The sequence below is a fragment of the Enterococcus sp. M190262 genome (assembly GCF_005843965.1).
Lineage (GTDB): Bacteria > Bacillota > Bacilli > Lactobacillales > Enterococcaceae > Enterococcus_D > Enterococcus_D gallinarum.
In genome coordinates, this window is the sequence record NZ_CP040461.1 from 547696 (window position 1) to 565504 (window position 17809).

Consider the following 17809-nt stretch of genomic DNA (forward strand, 5'->3'; position numbering starts at 1 on the left):
TCCTCCTTGCTTTCTCTTAATTAAAAGTCTATGCGTCTCGATTTTAAAAGTCAATTTTGCTGATTGTACACCTTGCATCTCTCTTATGATTTGTCTGCTTCAGCACAAGAAAAAACAAGACCAGAGTTCCTCCCAACATGTTTCAGTATGAGAGGTTTTGGTCTTGTCAGTGTTGGCTCTTTTCTGTTGTCTTGTCTACTTTTTTAATAGCTACTTGATCGTCACATAGTCCAAACCAACGAGTTTTGCCCACGTCTCGATTTGATCTGACGTCAAAGCTAATGAAACAACCGTATGATGCCCGCCACCCGTTTCGATCCATTGTTTGACTCCTTGATGAAAGTCGGGACGAGGCGTCCACATCACGCGAGCCACCGGCAATTTAGGTGCGGCTTCTGTTGGCTCAAAAGCATCGACTTCATTGATCAATAATTTATAGTGAGTCCCAAAGTCGGCCATAGATACAACTACTCCTGCGCCACCTTGTCCGTCAAAGACTAATCGTGCTGGGTCTTCTCGATCCCCCATTGATAGCGGCGAAACGACGATTTTTGGTTTATTGACAGCCAATACTGGATCCACTTCCATCATATGCGACTGCAAGATGGCTTCTTTGCCTTCGGTCAACTCATAGGTGTAGTCTTCCATAAAACCGGTTGCTTTATTATGTGCCATGATCTTCATAAGACGATCGATGGCTGCTGTTTTCCAGTCACCTTCACCAGCAAATCCGTATCCTTCCGCCATGAGTCGCTGTACAGCTAATCCTGGTAGCTGTTGCATGCCATAAAGATCTTCAAAGTTGGTCGTAAACGCACTATAGCCTCCTGCTTCTAAGAAACGGCGGATGCCGATTTCTTGTTTGGCCTGTACTTTCACATGGGCTTCCCAGATTGCGGCTTCGTAATCTCCCTGATCAAACTCATACAAATTACGGTATTCTTCAAACAAGTCATTGATCTCTTCATCGGTCACAGCATCGATTACTTGAACAAGATCACCAATGCCAAAGTAATCCACGGTCCAACCAAATTGGATTTGTGCTTCGACTTTGTCCCCTTCTGTCACCCCAACATTGCGCATGTTGTCGCCGAAACGAGCGACTTTGATAGCAAAACTTTCATTGTAAGCAACCGCCACATCCATCCAAGCTGCGATTTCTTTTTGGACCGTCTCTTTTTTCCAATAACCGACAACGATTTTGTTTTGTTTCTGCAAACGCGCATTGATAAAACCATATTCGCGATCCCCATGGGCTGCCTGATTCAAATTCATAAAGTCCATATCGATGGTCTCCCAAGGAATGCGTTCATTGTATTGGGTCGCCAAATGAAGCAATGGTTTTTGCAGCAGTTTCGTTCCCCGGATCCACATTTTTGCTGGTGAGAAGGTATGCATCCAAGTAATGACACCAGCTACTTCATCCCGATAATTGACTTCCTTCATGATCTTTGTAATCGTGTCCGCAGTGACTGCCAATTCTTGTAAAACGACTGGATAAGGCAGATTTCCACTGTCATTCAAGCGTTTGACCATTTCAGCTGCATGATCGCGGACTTCTTGCAAGGCTTCTTCCCCATATAAGTGCTGAGATCCTACAACGAACCAAAATTCTTTTTTACTGATTGCTAACATATTGTCTGCTCCTTCTTGATTATTTTTGCCCATAGTAGGCATCTTTGCCATGTTTTCGTAGATAATGCTTGTCAAGGATGCGCTGCGGCAGTTCCGGTGCATAACTATTGATCTGACGCGTCACAACGTTCATCTTTGCTACTTCTTCTAAAACGACTGCGTTCATGACTGCACTTTGAGCATCTTTGCCCCAAATGAATGGACCATGTCCCTGCAGCAAGACGCCGGGAATCTCTAAAGGTTGGATACCGCGTTCCTGGAAAGTTTCAACAATCACGTTTCCAGTCTCTGCTTCATAACCACGGTCAATTTCTTCCTGTGTCAAAAAGCGCGCACAAGGGACACTGCCATAAAAGGTGTCAGCGTGGGTCGTGCCCATTGCCGGCAAATCAACTCCTGCCTGTGCCCAACTTGTTGCCCAAGTGGAGTGGGTATGGACGATGCCGCCAATTTCTGGAAACGCTCGATACAATACAGCGTGAGTAGGGGTATCAGAAGAAGGATTCATCTTTCCTTCAACAACGTTCCCCTCAAAATCGCAGACTACCATATCACTAGCTTCCATCGTTTCATAATCAACTCCACTAGGTTTGATCACAAATAGCTGCTGGCTGCGGTCAACGGCAGACACATTGCCCCAAGTGTATTTGATCAAGCCCTGTTTTGGCAGAGCTAAATTGGCTTGGAAGACGGCTTCTTTCAATTGTTCTAACAAATGACTCACCTCTATTTTTGTTTTAAATCAATCCATCGATCGCTGCTTGCTCGATCGGCAGTCCGTGTTGGTAGCGCTTAACAAACTCAGTAAAACCAACTATATCCTCAGGTAATGGCGCTAAAGTTGTCCCTTCTTTTCCTTGGAAAACTCTGGATAAAAAGACTGTAAGTGTTTCTTCTACCGATTTTTTTTTCATAAATGCTGCCAGTAAAGCGATGCCCCAAGCACCACCTTCTCCTGCTGTTTCCATCACCGTCACTGGTGCTTCCATCGCAGCAGCCAACACCCGCTGCGCAACAGTCGGAGTCTTGAAAATCCCGCCGTGTCCCACGATTCGGTCGATCTTGACTTGTTCTTTAGTTAGGATATCCATCCCGATCTTCATCGCACCAAACGCACTAAACAAATGGAGCCGCATAAAGTTTGCTAAAGTAAAGCGGCTTTCTGGGGAGCGAACAAACAATGGTCTACCAGCTGCTATTTTTGTAATATTCTCTCCTGAGTAATACCCATAAGACAACAACCCACCACAGTCAGGATCTCCTTTCAGTGCTTGGTTGAACAATGTCGTAAACAGAGCTTCTGTGCTCATTTCGACCCCTGCTGCTTCTACAAATTCCCGAAAAACTTTGACCCATGCATTGATCTCCGAAGTACAATTATTCGTATGAACCATGCCAACTAAATCTCCTGCTGGCGTTGTTACCAGATCAATTTCTGGATAGACTTTAGAGAGACCGCTTTCAAGAACGATCATAGCAAAAGCTGATGTTCCGGCAGAGACATTCCCACTCCTTTGCGCAACACTATTCGTCGCAACCATTCCGGTTCCCGCATCTCCTTCGGGTGGGCAGAATGGAATACCCGGCAACAATGTTCCTGTTGGATCTAACCGCAAAGCACCTGCTGCCGACAAAGTGCCTGCTGCTTCACCAGCCACTAAGACTTTGGGCAAAATATCTGCTAACTGCCAAGGTAAATTTTCTGGAAGGATCAGATCATCAAACTGGGCCATCATCTGTCGATCATAGTCTTTTTGTAGGCTGTCGATTGGGAACATTCCCGAGGCATCCCCAATACCGATTACTTTTTCACCTGTCAGCTGCCAATGAACATAGCCCGCTAATGTCGTCAAAAAGTTGACTTCCGGTATATGCGCTTCTTGATTCAAAATGGCTTGGTACAGATGAGCGATACTCCAGCGTTGTGGAATATTGTATTGGAACAATTCAGTTAGAGCCTTTTCGGCTGCTTCTGTGCTGGCATTGCGCCAAGTGCGGAAAGGCACCAATAACTGATCATTCTCATCAAAAGCGAGATACCCATGCATCATAGCGGAAAAACCAATTGAACCAATTCTCGTCAAAGGTTCCCCGTATCGGGATTGAACAGAAGCTGCTAATGCTTGATAGCTTTCTTGGATTCCTTGCCAGACAGATGCCAAAGAATAGGTCCAGACACCATCTAATAACTGATTCTCCCACTCATAACTACCGGTTGCGATGGTTTGAAATTGCTCATCGATCAAGACAGCTTTAATTCTTGTGGATCCTAACTCGATTCCAAGTGCCGTGCGCCCTTCTTGAATCGCTGCACTTATTTGCTGCTCCATTTCTCTTCTCTCCTTTTGAATTTTGATATACATGAATCACGAATGGCTCATGACGGAGCCGCGAACAATCAATTCTGGCTCATAATAAAACGTTTCTTCCAACGTAGTTCCTGAGGTGACCCATTGTGCCGCTAAAATCCCCATCTCTTCCTTTGGGTGAGCCAGTGTGGTTATTCCTGGTGAAGTCAATGTACTTAAAGGTGAATCATCATTTCCTACAATTGAATAATCTTCTGGTACATGCTTTCCATTGGCTTCTAATTGCTGGATCAACCCATGTGCAATTTCATCGTTATAACAGACGATTCCAGTGATCTCATTCGATTGGTTCAACCGGTCAATCGCTTGTGCAATGACAGCCTCTTTGGTTTCTGTGGTATAAGTCACGACATCTTCAGCAGCAAATGTTTTCTTTGCTTGTTCCAAAGCTTTGACAAAACCTTTCATCCGATATTTCCCTTGTAAATCATCAATTTTAGTGATCAGCATCAAGTGTTGATGCTGCTGTTCCAATAAATAATTCGTGGCTAGATAGCCTGAACGAGTGTCATTGACACAAATATGAGGCAGATCCAGTTCTTCATAGTAGGCATTGATCATCACTAGCGGAATCCCTGCTTCTTTCAATGCCATGTAGTAGGCCAAATTGGGATTGTATTGACTGCTCTTCGTCGGTTCAACGATTAAGCCATCTACTCCTTGGTCCATCATTTGTTGAAGGCAAGCTCGTTCTTGTTCATGGTCATTATTTGTTGATCCCAACAGCAAAGAATAGCCTTGTTCCCGCAATGTCTGCTCGACTCCGCGCATAATTGAAGGAAAGATATAATCCGACAGATACGTCATGATGATGCCAATCGTTTTATGGCTGCGTTGCGGAAGATTCTCAGGTTTTGAAACGTACGTACCAGATCCTCTTTCCTTACGTAAATAGCCTTCGTTTACTAGCAAAGCAATCGCTTGTCGCACGGTATGTCGGCTCAAATGATATTCTTCTTGTAATACAGCCTCTGAAGGAATCGTCATTCCTTCTTTATAGGTTCCTAAACGGATGTTTTCCCGTAATTCATTCGCAAGTTGTTCGTACTTAGTTGTCATATTAATCCCATCTTTCGAAAGTTGTCCGTACATATAGTATATTTAGAATGCGCTTTCTTGTCAATGTAATTTTGTAAAAATCAATTTTTTACCTGAAGCAGAAATATAATAGTCAGTGGCAGCCTCTGCTAAATGCACGATTCGATCAATTGCAACTGTTCAGAAAAGATGAATTGCTATACAATAAATGACAACGACAGCAAAGGAGGTTCTTCCTATTTTCTCTTTTAAAGATATTAAAGAAAATTACCCAAACGCTGCTTTGCATCCAGCAAAATCAACAGATCCAGAAATCGAATCGATTCCATTTGGCCAGAAATTCATCTGGCTGCCTACTGCCGATCTATCGGCAAAAGAAAGAATCATGCTGCAATTAGGCAGCGGTGCACTGTTTCCGGTAATCGACAACCGTTTTCGACCATGGTACCCGATTTTATTTGAACATCAGCCAATAAATGAGACCGGTGATTATCGCTTGTTGCAAGTGAAATTTACGAGTGGGATCGATTTATTGCAGACTGAGTGGCTGCAAGAGATCCAGCAAATGCTCCCCCATATCGTCGACCTCTTTTTTGTTACCGAAGACAGTGCGTTGATTGTTGAACAGCGGGCTGGTGAGAACTTGCGCTTAGATGAACTGGATGGTTTATTTGTTGCTTTAGATATGGATTTTGACTGCTACTCGCATTTATTTGTAGGGCCGTTTCACCATTCGAGCCATGATTTCACACTTCTGCTGACTGAAGAAATGACTCTTTTTCAACAATTGACTCGACAAACCAATTTAAAAAGTTTGGATCTGGCTACATCTCTGATCCATTTGCTAAGCACTGCCGGTTCCGACTATCAACTATTATTTCGAACACTTTATCAGGATTGGTTTCAGGAAAGCGATCTTATCCATTTGATCGAGTCGCTGTGGAAAAATCAAGGAAATGCCAGTTCTACAGCCAAGTCACTCTTCATGCATCGCAATACACTACTTTATAAGATCGATAAATTCCAAAGTATGACTAATCTGAACTTAAAAGAAATGGATGATCTGCTGCTGTGCTATTTTCTTATCAAAAATTTCGCTCATCCAGCCGATTGAACAACTTGCACAAGAAAACGTTTTTTTTCTTGTGCATATTTCCGTTGCCGAATCAAAGCGTTTTCATTTATGATACAGGTGTAAACTAAATGGAAAGAGGTAATCCTAATGGTAGAAATGGCTCTGAAACACGTGCATAAAAAATACGACAACAATGATAATTATTCTGTAACAGATTTTAATTTAGATATTTCTGATCGCGAGTTTATTGTTTTTGTTGGACCTTCCGGTTGTGGAAAGTCAACAACGCTGCGGATGATCGCTGGATTAGAAGATATTTCTGAAGGAGAATTATCCATCGGCGGCAAAGTAATGAACGATGTCGCACCAAAAGATCGTGATATTGCCATGGTATTCCAGAACTATGCGTTGTATCCACATATGACAGTTTTCAACAACATGGCTTTCGGATTGAAATTACGTAAATACGATAAAGAAGAAATCAAAAAACGGGTAGAAAATGCTGCCGAGATCTTAGGATTGACAGAATATCTAGACCGTAAACCAGCCGCACTATCTGGTGGACAACGTCAACGGGTAGCTTTGGGTCGTGCCATCGTACGTGATGCCAAAGTCTTCTTGATGGATGAACCTTTGTCAAACTTAGATGCGAAATTGCGGGTAGCAATGCGTGCGGAGATTGCGAAACTGCATCAACGTCTTGAAACAACTACGATTTATGTAACCCATGACCAAACAGAAGCGATGACAATGGCAGACCGAATCGTTATTATGAAAGACGGATTTATTCAACAAATCGGTTCACCGAAAGAAGTGTACAACTCACCTAAAAATATGTTTGTTGCCGGCTTTATCGGTTCACCTGCTATGAACTTCTTTACAGTTACTTTGAAAAACGGCATGATCTCAGACGGCCATGGATTAAACTTACGTATTCCTGAAGGCAAAAACAAAGTCCTTATCGAAAAAGGGTACGAAGGCAAGGAATTAGTCTTTGGTATCCGTCCAGAAGATATCCACAGCGAACAAATCGCATTGGAAGCTTCACCAGAAGCAACTGTCCGTGCAGAAGTAGTCGTTTCTGAACTGCTTGGTGCTGAAACAATGCTTTATACAAAGATTGGTTCCACTGAGTTTATCTCTAAAGTAGATGCTCGTGACTTCCATCGTCCAGGTGAAGTGATTGATCTTGCTTTCAACATCAACAAAGCCCACTTCTTTGATAAGACATCTGAGAATGTGATCACGTTACCTTAATTTGTAGTTTTCTTGCACTGTCCTTGGTTTGCCCCCTAGACAGTTGCAATTAACTAATATCCACTTTTATTCCTTATTTGTATCCCCTGAAAACAGACAGCCCTGCGGCTGTCTGTTTTTGGGTGGATTCTCTTTAGGTGAAGGGACTATTTTGAAGCTCTCTTCTCAAGAAAGCGTACATAAAATTTTTTGATCGTTGGGTATTGACGATACGCCAAGAAAACAACTTTGATTCTTTTAGTAGTAACTGGGTCGACATCAATGATTTTCTTATACCCGACAGTTCCGCATTCTGCTAAAAAGCAATCCTTGCCATCTTTTTCATAATAAAGTACTGCTTTTTCAATTCTCTGACTCTCGCGGATTTCTTCTTGTAAAATCACTGTATTGATTTGTGTTGGTTGTGCAAAAGTCACTGTTACCCACGGCTCATGATCGTTATCCGCAGGTTGCCAATACGTCTTCTTTGATGGGGTAACCTTTTGCAGGCTTTCTTGATCCCAAGGTGATTTTTGGGAAGAAGCTGTGATCTGTCCTTGGTACAACGGCTGATCCGTTTGTAATGGCCGTAGATATTGCCCTAATTGCATCAGTGACTGCTGATCTTTCGGGTGGATCGCCCCATTGGGCATTGGCGGAACATTTAATAAAAATACCGCGTTTCCTCCTACCGCTTTCCGATACAAAGAAAATAATGTTTCGGCACTTTTCACTGCTGTATCCTCTTCCGGATGATAAAACCAGCCGGGTCTGATTGATAGATTGACCTCTGCGGGATACCAGACTAAATCTCTGCTGGAATCGTAGTTTCTCAATACAGATCGGCTACCTAAATCTTCTGCCATACTTGAGATTGTCGTCCGGAATTCTGCTGTGTCTGTTTGTTGTGATTTTTCGGCCGTCTTTTCGGCATCCAATAGCTCCCGGGGAACGACACTCCACTCATTCTGCCTTGTGTGCCCGGCTTCATTTCCGATCCAGCGAACATCTGGACCGCAAACGGCAATCACAGCATCCGGCTGTAATTGCCGAATCTGTTGATAATATCTTTGCCAGTCATAAAACTGCCGCTTTCCGTTAGGTCCTTCTCCATTGGCTCCATCAAGCCACACTTCTGCTATTTCACCATACTGCGTCAATAATTCTGTCAATTGACCCACATACACCTCGTTATAGGCCTGTCCGGTGCCGTAGCTTGCGGCGTGCTGATCCCACGGAGAAAGGTAGATGCCAAACGCCATCCCTGCTTCTTGACAAGCCTCCGACAATTCTTTGACTAAATCTCCTTTGCCATTTTTCCAAGGTGTATAAGCGACTGTCTGCTGCGAATAGTTGCTGGGCCATAAACAGAAGCCATCATGGTGCTTACAGGTTAAGATCATCCCTTTCATCCCGCTGCATTTGCAAAGCGTGACCCACTCTTTACAGTCCACTGCTTGCGGGTCAAATAGTGCTAAGGATTCTCTCCCATTTCCCCATTCCCGATTCGTCATGGTATTCAAGCCAAAATGAATAAAGCCATAAAATTCCCGTGCTTGCCATAGTAGTTGACGATGACTCGGACGGATCGCCGTCAATTCTTCAACTTTCATCGCACTTCCCCTTTCTCCAACTGATTGTCAGCAAACTGGAACCCATTCAGATAAGTGTTCTTACTGGCGATGGCTCACTAACCGCAGTTGTTTTGTTTTTGGTCTTTACAGCAAATAGAGTAGTAGATGCCAAATGAATTGACAAGCCACTACTCTAAATTACATAGTTTAGTTTGTTTCACATAGTTTGTTCCCAAAGGTTGCGTTCAGGATTGCAACACCAGAATAGCCGAGAACTAATTCAACTGCAATAATGTTAAACTATCTGCTAAGACCGCTTCACCATCAAGAAGCTCGTAATCTTCTGGTGTGATTAGTTTATACGGAACTGCTTTATAGTTCAAAAAATCTTTTAAGCGATTGATTTCATATTTCGATTGTGGTCCAATCAGTAATGCATCAACAGTCTGATTTTGAATGATTTGTTCAGCAATGATTGCTGGTGCTGAATAAATATGGACAGTTATTCCTTGTTCATCCGCTGCTCGCTGCATGTTTTTCACTAATAGACCTGTTGTGATGCCTGCTGTACAGATCAATAAGATCGTCTTTTGTGCTTCTGTCCCCATATTTACAGCCTCCTAAGATATTTTCTTTTTCTTATTATAGATATCTAAGACAACTGCTAACAGCAAGATCAATCCTTTGATTGCCTGTTGCCAGTCGACCCCTACACCTAGAATCGACATCCCATTATTCAGTACTCCCATCACTAATCCGCCGACGATCGCACCCATGATCGTTCCGATTCCGCCAGAAGTTGAGGCACCGCCAAAATAAACGGCAGCCATGGCATCCAGTTCCATAGAGGTTCCTGCTTGTGGTGTCGCAGCGTTCAATCGGGCAGCCAAAACCAAACCTGCCAATGCCGCCATCGCGCCCATATTGACAAAGACCCAGAAAGTGATTTTTTTCGTTTTGATTCCTGACAGTTCAGCGGCTTTCCTATTTCCACCAGTTGCATAGATTTGACGACCGGCAACTGTTTTATTTGTTAAGAATCCATATGCTGCGACGATGACTCCTAATAAAATCAAGATGATCGGGTAACCCTGATAAGAAGCGAACACATAAGTTGCGCCAATGAAAACGACGCCGATAAAAAGAGCTTTGAACAAAAAGGTACTGGTGGACTCTACTTCAAACAAATTTTTCTTGCGGCGTTCCCGGGTTCGCCATTGGCCAAAAATCAATAGTGCCGTGATACCGACACCGATAATCATTGAAAGGAGATGAATATGATCGCCGCTGACAATATCAGGTAAATAGCCTGTTGAAATTTTTTGAAACGAGGTAGGAAATGGTGCTAAAGATTGTCCTCCCAGAACGACTTGAGTCAATCCACGGAACATCAACAGTCCAGACAACGTAACAATAAAAGCAGGAATCCCCACATAAGCTACCCAGAAACCTTGCCAAGCGCCAATCAACGCACCAATCAGTACACATAATGGCACAGCCACCCAGGGACTCATGCCATTATTGACCATCAAAACGCCGGCGATTGCGCCAACAAACGCCATGACAGATCCGACAGACAAATCGACATGTCCTAACAAGACAACTAGTAACATCCCCGCAGCTAAAACCAATATATGACTATTTTGCAAAACAAGATTGGTGATGTTCAATGGTCGCCAGAAAATACCATCTGTCATTGCTTGAAAGGCAATCAATAAGACAACCAGGATAATAATCATGCTGTATTTGCTAAAAATCTCTAACGCTTTGTCTTTGATAGAATGTTTTTGCACTTTTTTTAATTTATTCGTTGTTTCCATCCTAAACCCCACTCTCTTCTAATGTCATCAAGTTCATCAGCAGTTCTTGATCCGCATCTTGCCGCAATACTTCTCCTGTAAAACGCCCTTCATTCATCGTATAGATCCGGTCACACATACCCAAAAGTTCCGGCAGCTCGGAGGAAATGATACAGATTGCTTTACCCGCAGATGCCATTTCTTCAATGATCGTATAAATTTCATATTTTGCTCCAACATCGATTCCTCGTGTTGGCTCATCTAAAAATAAAATATCCGGTTCCGTCATCAACCACTTAGCCAAAACAACTTTTTGCTGGTTTCCGCCGCTAAGGCTGCCAACATTTTGATAGATTGAATTGGTTTTCGTCCGCATTTTTTTGCGGTATTCTTCTGCCAAAATTACTTCTTTCTCTTTGTCCAAAACACCGTTGCGACTGATTTTATTCAGACTAGCAATCGTTGTGTTCTCCCGAATGTCCATCAATAAATTAAGTCCTAATGCTTTACGGTCCTCTGAGACATACGCAAGCCCATTTCTAACGGCAGCTGGAACATCTTTTACGGAGATTTGTTGCCCTTCTTTATAGACTTCGCCCGTGATATTGCTGCCATAGGAATGCCCAAAGACACTCATCGCAAATTCTGTTCGTCCCGCGCCCATAAGCCCAGCAATGCCGATGATTTCTCCTTTGCGGATCATCAAATTGAGGTCTTCGTTCACGATTCGATTTGTATCGATAGGATGATGAACGGTCCAATTCTTCACTTCAAAAAAAGGATCACCAATCTGGGGATGCCGTTCCGGATAGCGATTCGTCAAGTCACGACCAACCATCCCGCGAATGATTCGCTCTTCAGAAATCTGATTGCCAGCCATCGTTTCAATGGTTTGTCCATCGCGCAAAATCGTGATGCGATCGGCGACATTGACTATTTCATTCAACTTATGAGAAATAATGATGGAAGTAATCCCTTGATTACGAAATTCTTTGATCAATTCTAGTAAATTGGCACTTTCTTCTTCATTCAGAGCGGCTGTTGGTTCATCTAAAATCAATAATCGGACTGATTTAGAAAATGCTTTGGCGATCTCTACTAGCTGCTGCTGCCCTACGCCGATTTGTGAAACCAATGTATTAGGATCAAGACGCAAGCCAACTGTTTTTAATAAATTATCGGTCTTCTTTTCTGTGATATCCCAATCGATGATGCCATTTTTGGCTTGTTCATTTCCTAAAAAAATATTCTCTTTGATGGATAAATAAGGACTTAATGCCAGCTCTTGATGAATGATTACGATCCCTTTTTCTTCGCTATCTCGTAAATCTTTAAATTTACAGAGCTCTCCTTCGTAATATATTTCACCTTCATACGTGCCATGTGGATACAAACCGCTTAGCACATTCATCAATGTAGATTTTCCTGCGCCGTTTTCACCACATAGCGCATGGATCTCACCACGTTCGATCGAAAGATTTACATTGCTTAATGCTCGTACACCTGAAAATTCTTTGACGATATTCTTCATTTCGAGAATATAATCTGCCATGTCCTTTCACCCTTTTCTTTTTATGTAGTCAGAGATTCTGCAGAAGAAATAAAATGATCCATTCAAAAGAACGGCTCTTTGACAAACAAGAAAGAACAGGGCAAAACATTGGAGTATCCGCTGATCTGCCCCGATCATTATCCCTTCAGCTGCTCTTTTACCTTTTTTGTGCTTTTGACAGCCCCGCTGTCAACAACTAGCCCATATCTTTTTCCGTGTAATAGTCACTGTCCACAAGCTCTTCTTTATAATTGCTGCTATCTACAGATACTGGATTAGATAGATAGGTCGGTACCACTTTGACCCCATTGTCATAAGTTTCGGTATCATTGACTGGGACTTCTTCGCCATTGGCGATTGCTTCGATCATTTCGATCGTGTTTTTGGCTAGAACTCGGGTATCTTTGAAAATCGTTTGCGTTTGTTCTCCAGCAATGATCGATTTAACTCCAGCAATGGTTGCATCTTGTCCTGTAATTACAGGTAATGGTTTTTCAGAAGAACCATACCCCACACCTTTTAGGGATGAGATGATTCCTAAACTGATTGGATCATAAGGAGAAAGAACGGCATCTAATGTTTTATCGGTATAATTGGCACTCAATAAGTTGTCCATCCGTGCCTGTGCAGTAGAACCATCCCAGCGCAGTGTTGCGATTTGGTTGAAATTCGTCTGACCCGAAGGAACCACTAATTGACCACTATCAATATACTGTTGAAAAACAGACATCACGCCATTGTAATTGATCAACGCATTGTTATCATCCGGTGAACCACCAAACAATTCGATATTGAAGGGTCCTTTTCCATCTTTCAGGCCTAGCTTGTCTTCAATATAAGAAGCTTGTAAAACACCCACACCGAAATTGTCAAAGGTTGCATAGTAATCGACGTACTCCGAATTCATCAATAACCGATCATAAGCAATCACTTTGATGTCCTCGTTATGAGCCTTTTCGAGAACATCGGTAAGCGCGGAACCATCAATAGAAGCAATCACTAATGTATCGACGCCTTTAGTGATCATGTTTTCAATTTGAGCGACCTGATTCTCAACCTTATCTTCGCCATATTGCAAGTCTGTTTTGTAGCCTAACTTTTCCAGTTCATCTACCATATTGTTTCCATCGGCAATCCAACGTTCTGCTGATTTTGTAGGCATAGCGATTCCCACAAACCCTTTGTCCCCGCTGCTGGCTCCACCACTATCTGAGCCGTTTCCGCAAGCTGCCAACATCCCTCCCAAGAGAACGGTTGAAGCGATACCTACGATTTTTTTCATTGTGCTTTTCATTTATTGATCCCTCCATACTTTTACTTACAGGCTAAGTATAGAAAAAACAGCAATCGCTTACATTAACTATTTTTGGTAGTTTCTTTGATTTCTTGGGACATTGGAATTCAAACCTTGATTTTCTTTCGATTACCTTGTTTTTTTTCGGAATCTTGAAATTAAGAAAAGCGCTTACCTTTTTTTGGTAAAATAGAGGTCGGGGGTGAAATTATGGATAAAAAAAGGTTACACATCTTCCTTTCGATCCTGCTTATGACCAGTCTTAGCGCCTGCCAACGACCAGCTGAGGGGACCAATGAATCTGCTAAAGAGAGCATTGTCATTGGCTTTTCGCAATCTGGTACAGAAAGCAGTTGGCGCAAACGTCATACTGAATCGATTCGGACAGAGTTAGAGAAAGAAGGGTATGAAGTACTTTATCGAAATGGCTATATGAATCAAGAAAGACAGATCCAAGATATCCGCAGTTTTATCGTTTACCAAGTAGATGCAATCGTCTTTACCCCATTACAAGAAGATGGTTGGGAACCAATACTCGAAGAGGCGGCCAATGCAGGCATCCCTGTTTTTATCGTTGATCGTCATGTGGATCTGGCAGATCCTTCCTTATTTTTGACACATATCGGTCCTAGTTTCAAAGCGGAAGGCAATCGAGCTGGCCTTTATGTCAGCAATTATTTCAAGCATCATGAAAATGAAACGATCAACGTGCTGGAGTTGACCGGACTCAGTGATACATCCCCTACGCAACTACGTTCAGATGGCTTTCGAGAAACCATCAAACGAGATTATGCGAAAAACAATGTCACTATTCAAGTAACTGATGCCTTGAATGGCGACTTCATTCGTAGAAAAGGCAAAGAAGTGATTGAACAATATATTGCGGAAGGAAAAATGGCCAACATCGATGTTTTATTCAGTCATAACGATGAAATGACTATCGGCGCGTTAGAAGCCTTGAAACAAACAGATATCGTCCCTGGAAAAGACATTGTTATCGTTACGATTGATGCTCAAAAAGAAATGATCGACAATTTGAAAAACGGCATCGTTAATTGCGTTGTTGAATGTAATCCCGATGCTGGTATCTTCGTTAAAAATGCTATTTCCCGTTATTTAAATCGGGGCAGAAGTGCAGTTCCAAAAGAAATCTATGTCCACGAGACAGTTTTTTCAAGTGATATGGATTTTGACCAGATTCCACCCCGAAATTATTAAGGAGTCATTCATGAAAAAGACAAGTATAAAGGGCATCTTCCAACAAACCAATAAATTGATGATCTTAGTCGCTTTTCTTCCTTTATTGATCAGTAGTATCTTTTATTCCCGCCAAATTTTTATTTATCAAAATACGATCAACAATATTGAAGAAGCCAATCAGCTCTCGGGTAAAGTGGATGCAATTGTTTTAGAAGAAATGTGGGATCTTGTCTTTGGCCAAAAGAGCGTGGCGGATGTTCAAGTCAACAACGTCATTGAAGAATTGCGCGCGGATCTTGACCATATCCAAACAAATACGAATACAGCCAAAGAAAAGAACACGTTGGCTGTTGCCTTACGTACACTGGATTCATTAGAAACCTACCAAAACAAGCTCATCGAAAATATTGCTAACGATGAACCACTAGAAAAAAATCAATATGTGATGGTCCAGGTGGATTCTGTGATTGAATTATTATCTGAAATCCTGCAGGAATTTGTTCGTGTAGAGATTAGTTTGGCAAGTCAAACCAATCAAGATTTGATTCAATCTGTCTTGTTATTGATCGCTTTTCAATTGCTTTTGATTCTTTTGATTATTTACTTTATTTCTAAAAATCGCCGCTTTGTTCGCGAAAATCTCCAAAATCCATTGGATCGTCTAGTCGAATTATCTGATGAACTTGCCCAAGGGCATCTCGGCTTTCGAGCAGTCCTGCCTGATACACCGGAATTGCGCACATTGACGAGCAGTTTGAATAAAATGGCGGATGATTTAACCCGTTTATTAGAAGAGAATGCTTTGAAACAATACCATTTGGCTCAAAGTGAAGTTCGTGTGTTGCAAGCACAGATCACGCCTCACTTTATTTACAATAGTTTGGATGCGATCGTCTCTTTGATCGAAGTAGAACGATATGAACAAGCAACTGAAATGACGTACGCCCTCTCCGATTTTTTTCGGATTTCACTAAGCAAAGGGCACGACTGGATCCCTCTTTCAAAAGAGTTGCGCCATGTTGCTGACTATTTAACGATCCTAAAGATCCGTTATGGGGAGATGCTGACCTATGAAATCAACCAGCAGACCACTTCCCAAGACCTACTAGTTTTAAAGATGATCCTACAGCCTTTAGTTGAAAATGGCGTCTATCATGGCACCAAGTTTGTACGCCGAGTAGGAAAAATCACCATCACGATTCAGGAATATGAACAGACAATCCAGATGTCTGTCCGTGATAACGGTATTGGCATTTCCCACGAACGATTAATGGCCATCCAGCATAATCTGAAAGAAAATACAGATCCCGATCCAGAAAATGGGTATGGTCTTTATAATGTTTATCGTCGTCTATTACTAAATTACGGTAGTGACGTACAATTTGATATCGCGAGTATTGAATCACAAGGAACAACGATTTCGATCATCGTTCCTAAAAAAGGAGGAGCCCACTAATGTACAAAGTCTTCATTGTTGAAGATGAACACCTGATCCGTGATAACTTGCGGCATCAGATTATTTCTCTAGCTGAAAAATACCCCATTATTTATAGTAATGAAGCGGCAGATGGCGAGTTGGCACTTGCATCGATTCTTGACATTCGTCCAGATATCATTTTGACGGACATCAAAATGCCTTTTATGGATGGACTGACCTTTGCCAAAGAGGCCAAAAAATTATTGCCACTTGTTCGAATTATTTTTATTAGCGGCTTCGATGATTTTGATTACGCAAAAACAGCGCTACAATTGCAAGCTGATGACTATTTGTTGAAACCGATCAAAAATGAGGACCTTGAACAGACATTGATTAAAGTCATTGTTGCATTGGACCAACAGTCCCAAGAACAACACTATCTCTCACAAGATGATGAACTCCTGCGAATGGAGGTCAGAAAGAATCTCTTTTTGAATACTCTTTTCGCAAGTAAAATCACAATTTCAGAAGCTTTTCAGCAAGCGACCGAGCTAAAGCGTTCCTTTTCTGGCAAACAATTTTGTGTCTTGTTGGCCAAGACACCATACAATCAGAATTTTTCGGATTATACCCGCTTCAGTAAGCAGTTGACTTCTACTTATGGTTCCGATGAAACAGTCTTATTCTCCAGCATTTCCAGTCGCTTCATCAAATTCCTGCTTTTTGATTTCAACAAAGATGCTGTACTCGAGAAAGCCTACCAAATGGCACAAGCGCTCACCCATGACTCAAGTGAGGAAGTGGCAGTTGCCATTGGACCGGTAGTTGAGCGGTTTTCGGACATTCCAACTTCCTATCACAAAGCCAACGGGATGTTGAAAACTTATGGCGGCATCCGCAAGGAAAAGATCATTAGCTATGAGGATGATATGAAAGAAGGAGAATTATCTCCTACGAATCCTTTCAAAATCGACCTTGCCGAACGGATCTCCCAGACTGAGCCAGAGGCGATCAATGACTTAGTCAATGAAATCATGTCCGCTCAAGGAACTGCAGAAAGAACCCAAATGTATCGTTTTTTTGTTCTGGTAGAATTGATTGCGCTGGTAAAAAAGCGTGAAGGCAAAGAACAAAAGGACTTGCTAGCTCAAACTGCGGATTTAGACTATTTATCCCAACTGACAAGTGAGCCACACAACTACCAAGACAAAGTGGCTGCACTGCTTACATACTTAGTCAAACAGCAAATCAATCCGGCAATGGCAAAGTATCAAAGTGTGATCAGTCAGGCAAAACAGTTTATTGACAAAAATTTTTCTGATCCAAATATTTCGTTGAATGTCGTTGCAGAAAAAGTCAACTTGAGCCCCGCCCATTTCAGTACGATTTTCTCGCAAGCAACCGATGCCACATTCATTGAATACCTCACAGAACAGCGGCTTTCATTGGCAAAAAAACTACTGATCACAACAAATTTGCGCCTTTCCGAGATCGCCTTTGATATTGGTTACAATGATCCAAATTACTTCTCTTTCCTATTCAAGAAAAAAGAACAGATTTCACCCAAAGAGTATCGTCAGATCCACCATTGACAGAAGTTCAAAAAAAACCAGCCCAACC

General features: G+C 42.2%; 14 protein-coding genes. 5 read left to right on the top strand and 9 right to left on the bottom strand.

Translation table 11 applies throughout. The annotated features are described in order from the left end of the window. Positions 1-210 precede the first annotated feature (210 nt). Genes araA through FE005_RS02415 form a run of 4 tightly spaced genes read right to left on the bottom strand, consistent with a single transcriptional unit; the run spans position 211 to position 5096 of the window. Positions 211-1635, bottom strand: coding sequence for an L-arabinose isomerase (araA, locus tag FE005_RS02400; RefSeq protein ID WP_005470136.1), 1425 nt, complete (start codon positions 1633-1635; stop codon positions 211-213). Positions 1636-1654: 19 nt separating this feature from the next. Next, on the bottom strand, positions 1655-2350 hold the full coding sequence (locus tag FE005_RS02405; protein ID WP_138371266.1) for an L-ribulose-5-phosphate 4-epimerase: 696 nt from the start codon (positions 2348-2350) through the stop codon (positions 1655-1657). Positions 2351-2372: 22 nt separating this feature from the next. After that, positions 2373-3965 carry a xylulokinase gene (locus tag FE005_RS02410; protein ID WP_138371267.1) on the bottom strand — a complete coding sequence of 531 codons (1593 nt, stop codon included), beginning with the start codon at positions 3963-3965 and terminating at the stop codon, positions 2373-2375. Between the two features lie 36 nt (positions 3966-4001). Beyond that, positions 4002-5096: a GntR family transcriptional regulator gene (locus FE005_RS02415; protein ID WP_138371268.1), complete on the bottom strand. Its 1095-nt coding sequence runs from the start codon at positions 5094-5096 to the stop codon at positions 4002-4004. 154 nt (positions 5097-5250) lie between these two features. Here FE005_RS02415 and FE005_RS02420 point away from each other — a divergent pair, with 154 nt between their 5' ends. Next, positions 5251-6156 carry a helix-turn-helix domain-containing protein gene (locus tag FE005_RS02420; RefSeq protein WP_138371269.1) on the top strand — a complete coding sequence of 302 codons (906 nt, stop codon included), beginning with the start codon at positions 5251-5253 and terminating at the stop codon, positions 6154-6156. 108 nt (positions 6157-6264) lie between these two features. After that, positions 6265-7374, top strand: coding sequence for an ABC transporter ATP-binding protein (locus FE005_RS02425; RefSeq protein WP_003128181.1), 1110 nt, complete (start codon positions 6265-6267; stop codon positions 7372-7374). A gap of 146 nt (positions 7375-7520) precedes the next feature. Here FE005_RS02425 and FE005_RS02430 read toward each other — a convergent pair whose 3' ends face one another. From FE005_RS02430 to chvE, 5 genes are all read right to left on the bottom strand, one after another. Beyond that, positions 7521-8966: an alpha-L-fucosidase gene (locus FE005_RS02430; protein WP_103300786.1), complete on the bottom strand. Its 1446-nt coding sequence runs from the start codon at positions 8964-8966 to the stop codon at positions 7521-7523. 236 nt (positions 8967-9202) lie between these two features. Further along, positions 9203-9535, bottom strand: coding sequence for a PTS sugar transporter subunit IIB (locus FE005_RS02435; RefSeq protein WP_003128178.1), 333 nt, complete (start codon positions 9533-9535; stop codon positions 9203-9205). Between the two features lie 12 nt (positions 9536-9547). Beyond that, a complete protein-coding gene (gene mmsB, locus FE005_RS02440) occupies positions 9548-10747 on the bottom strand; it encodes a multiple monosaccharide ABC transporter permease (RefSeq protein ID WP_081131024.1) in 1200 nt (399 codons plus the stop codon). 1 nt (position 10748) lies between these two features. Beyond that, a complete protein-coding gene (gene mmsA / locus FE005_RS02445) occupies positions 10749-12278 on the bottom strand; it encodes a multiple monosaccharide ABC transporter ATP-binding protein (RefSeq protein WP_060813205.1) in 1530 nt (509 codons plus the stop codon). 196 nt (positions 12279-12474) lie between these two features. Beyond that, positions 12475-13572, bottom strand: coding sequence for a multiple monosaccharide ABC transporter substrate-binding protein (gene chvE / locus FE005_RS02450; RefSeq protein ID WP_081131025.1), 1098 nt, complete (start codon positions 13570-13572; stop codon positions 12475-12477). A 252-nt stretch (positions 13573-13824) separates the two neighbouring features. Here chvE and FE005_RS02455 point away from each other — a divergent pair, with 252 nt between their 5' ends. From FE005_RS02455 to FE005_RS02465, 3 genes are read left to right on the top strand one after another with little or no spacing between them, the layout of a single operon-like run. Continuing rightward, positions 13825-14790, top strand: coding sequence for an ABC transporter substrate-binding protein (locus tag FE005_RS02455; RefSeq protein ID WP_138372187.1), 966 nt, complete (start codon positions 13825-13827; stop codon positions 14788-14790). Positions 14791-14800: 10 nt separating this feature from the next. Further along, positions 14801-16228: a histidine kinase gene (locus FE005_RS02460; protein WP_138371270.1), complete on the top strand. Its 1428-nt coding sequence runs from the start codon at positions 14801-14803 to the stop codon at positions 16226-16228. Beyond that, on the top strand, positions 16228-17781 hold the full coding sequence (locus FE005_RS02465; protein WP_138371271.1) for a response regulator: 1554 nt from the start codon (positions 16228-16230) through the stop codon (positions 17779-17781). Before FE005_RS02460 ends, FE005_RS02465 begins: the two co-directional genes overlap by 1 nt. The last annotated feature ends 28 nt before the right edge of the window (positions 17782-17809 follow it).

Excerpts from the sequence above, each read along its gene's own strand:
- araA (WP_005470136.1), bottom strand. The coding sequence starts at position 1,635 with ATGTTAGCAATCAGTAAAAAAGAATTTTGGTTCGTTGTAGGATCTCAG.
- FE005_RS02410 (WP_138371267.1), bottom strand. The coding sequence starts at position 3,965 with ATGGAGCAGCAAATAAGTGCAGCGATTCAAGAAGGGCGCACGGCACTT.
- FE005_RS02415 (WP_138371268.1), bottom strand. The coding sequence starts at position 5,096 with ATGTACGGACAACTTTCGAAAGATGGGATTAATATGACAACTAAGTAC.
- FE005_RS02420 (WP_138371269.1), top strand. The coding sequence starts at position 5,251 with ATGACAACGACAGCAAAGGAGGTTCTTCCTATTTTCTCTTTTAAAGAT.
- FE005_RS02425 (WP_003128181.1), top strand. The coding sequence starts at position 6,265 with ATGGTAGAAATGGCTCTGAAACACGTGCATAAAAAATACGACAACAAT.
- FE005_RS02430 (WP_103300786.1), bottom strand. The coding sequence starts at position 8,966 with ATGAAAGTTGAAGAATTGACGGCGATCCGTCCGAGTCATCGTCAACTA.
- FE005_RS02435 (WP_003128178.1), bottom strand. The coding sequence starts at position 9,535 with ATGGGGACAGAAGCACAAAAGACGATCTTATTGATCTGTACAGCAGGC.
- mmsB (WP_081131024.1), bottom strand. The coding sequence starts at position 10,747 with ATGGAAACAACGAATAAATTAAAAAAAGTGCAAAAACATTCTATCAAA.
- mmsA (WP_060813205.1), bottom strand. The coding sequence starts at position 12,278 with ATGGCAGATTATATTCTCGAAATGAAGAATATCGTCAAAGAATTTTCA.
- chvE (WP_081131025.1), bottom strand. The coding sequence starts at position 13,572 with ATGAAAAGCACAATGAAAAAAATCGTAGGTATCGCTTCAACCGTTCTC.
- FE005_RS02455 (WP_138372187.1), top strand. The coding sequence starts at position 13,825 with ATGACCAGTCTTAGCGCCTGCCAACGACCAGCTGAGGGGACCAATGAA.
- FE005_RS02460 (WP_138371270.1), top strand. The coding sequence starts at position 14,801 with ATGAAAAAGACAAGTATAAAGGGCATCTTCCAACAAACCAATAAATTG.
- FE005_RS02465 (WP_138371271.1), top strand. The coding sequence starts at position 16,228 with ATGTACAAAGTCTTCATTGTTGAAGATGAACACCTGATCCGTGATAAC.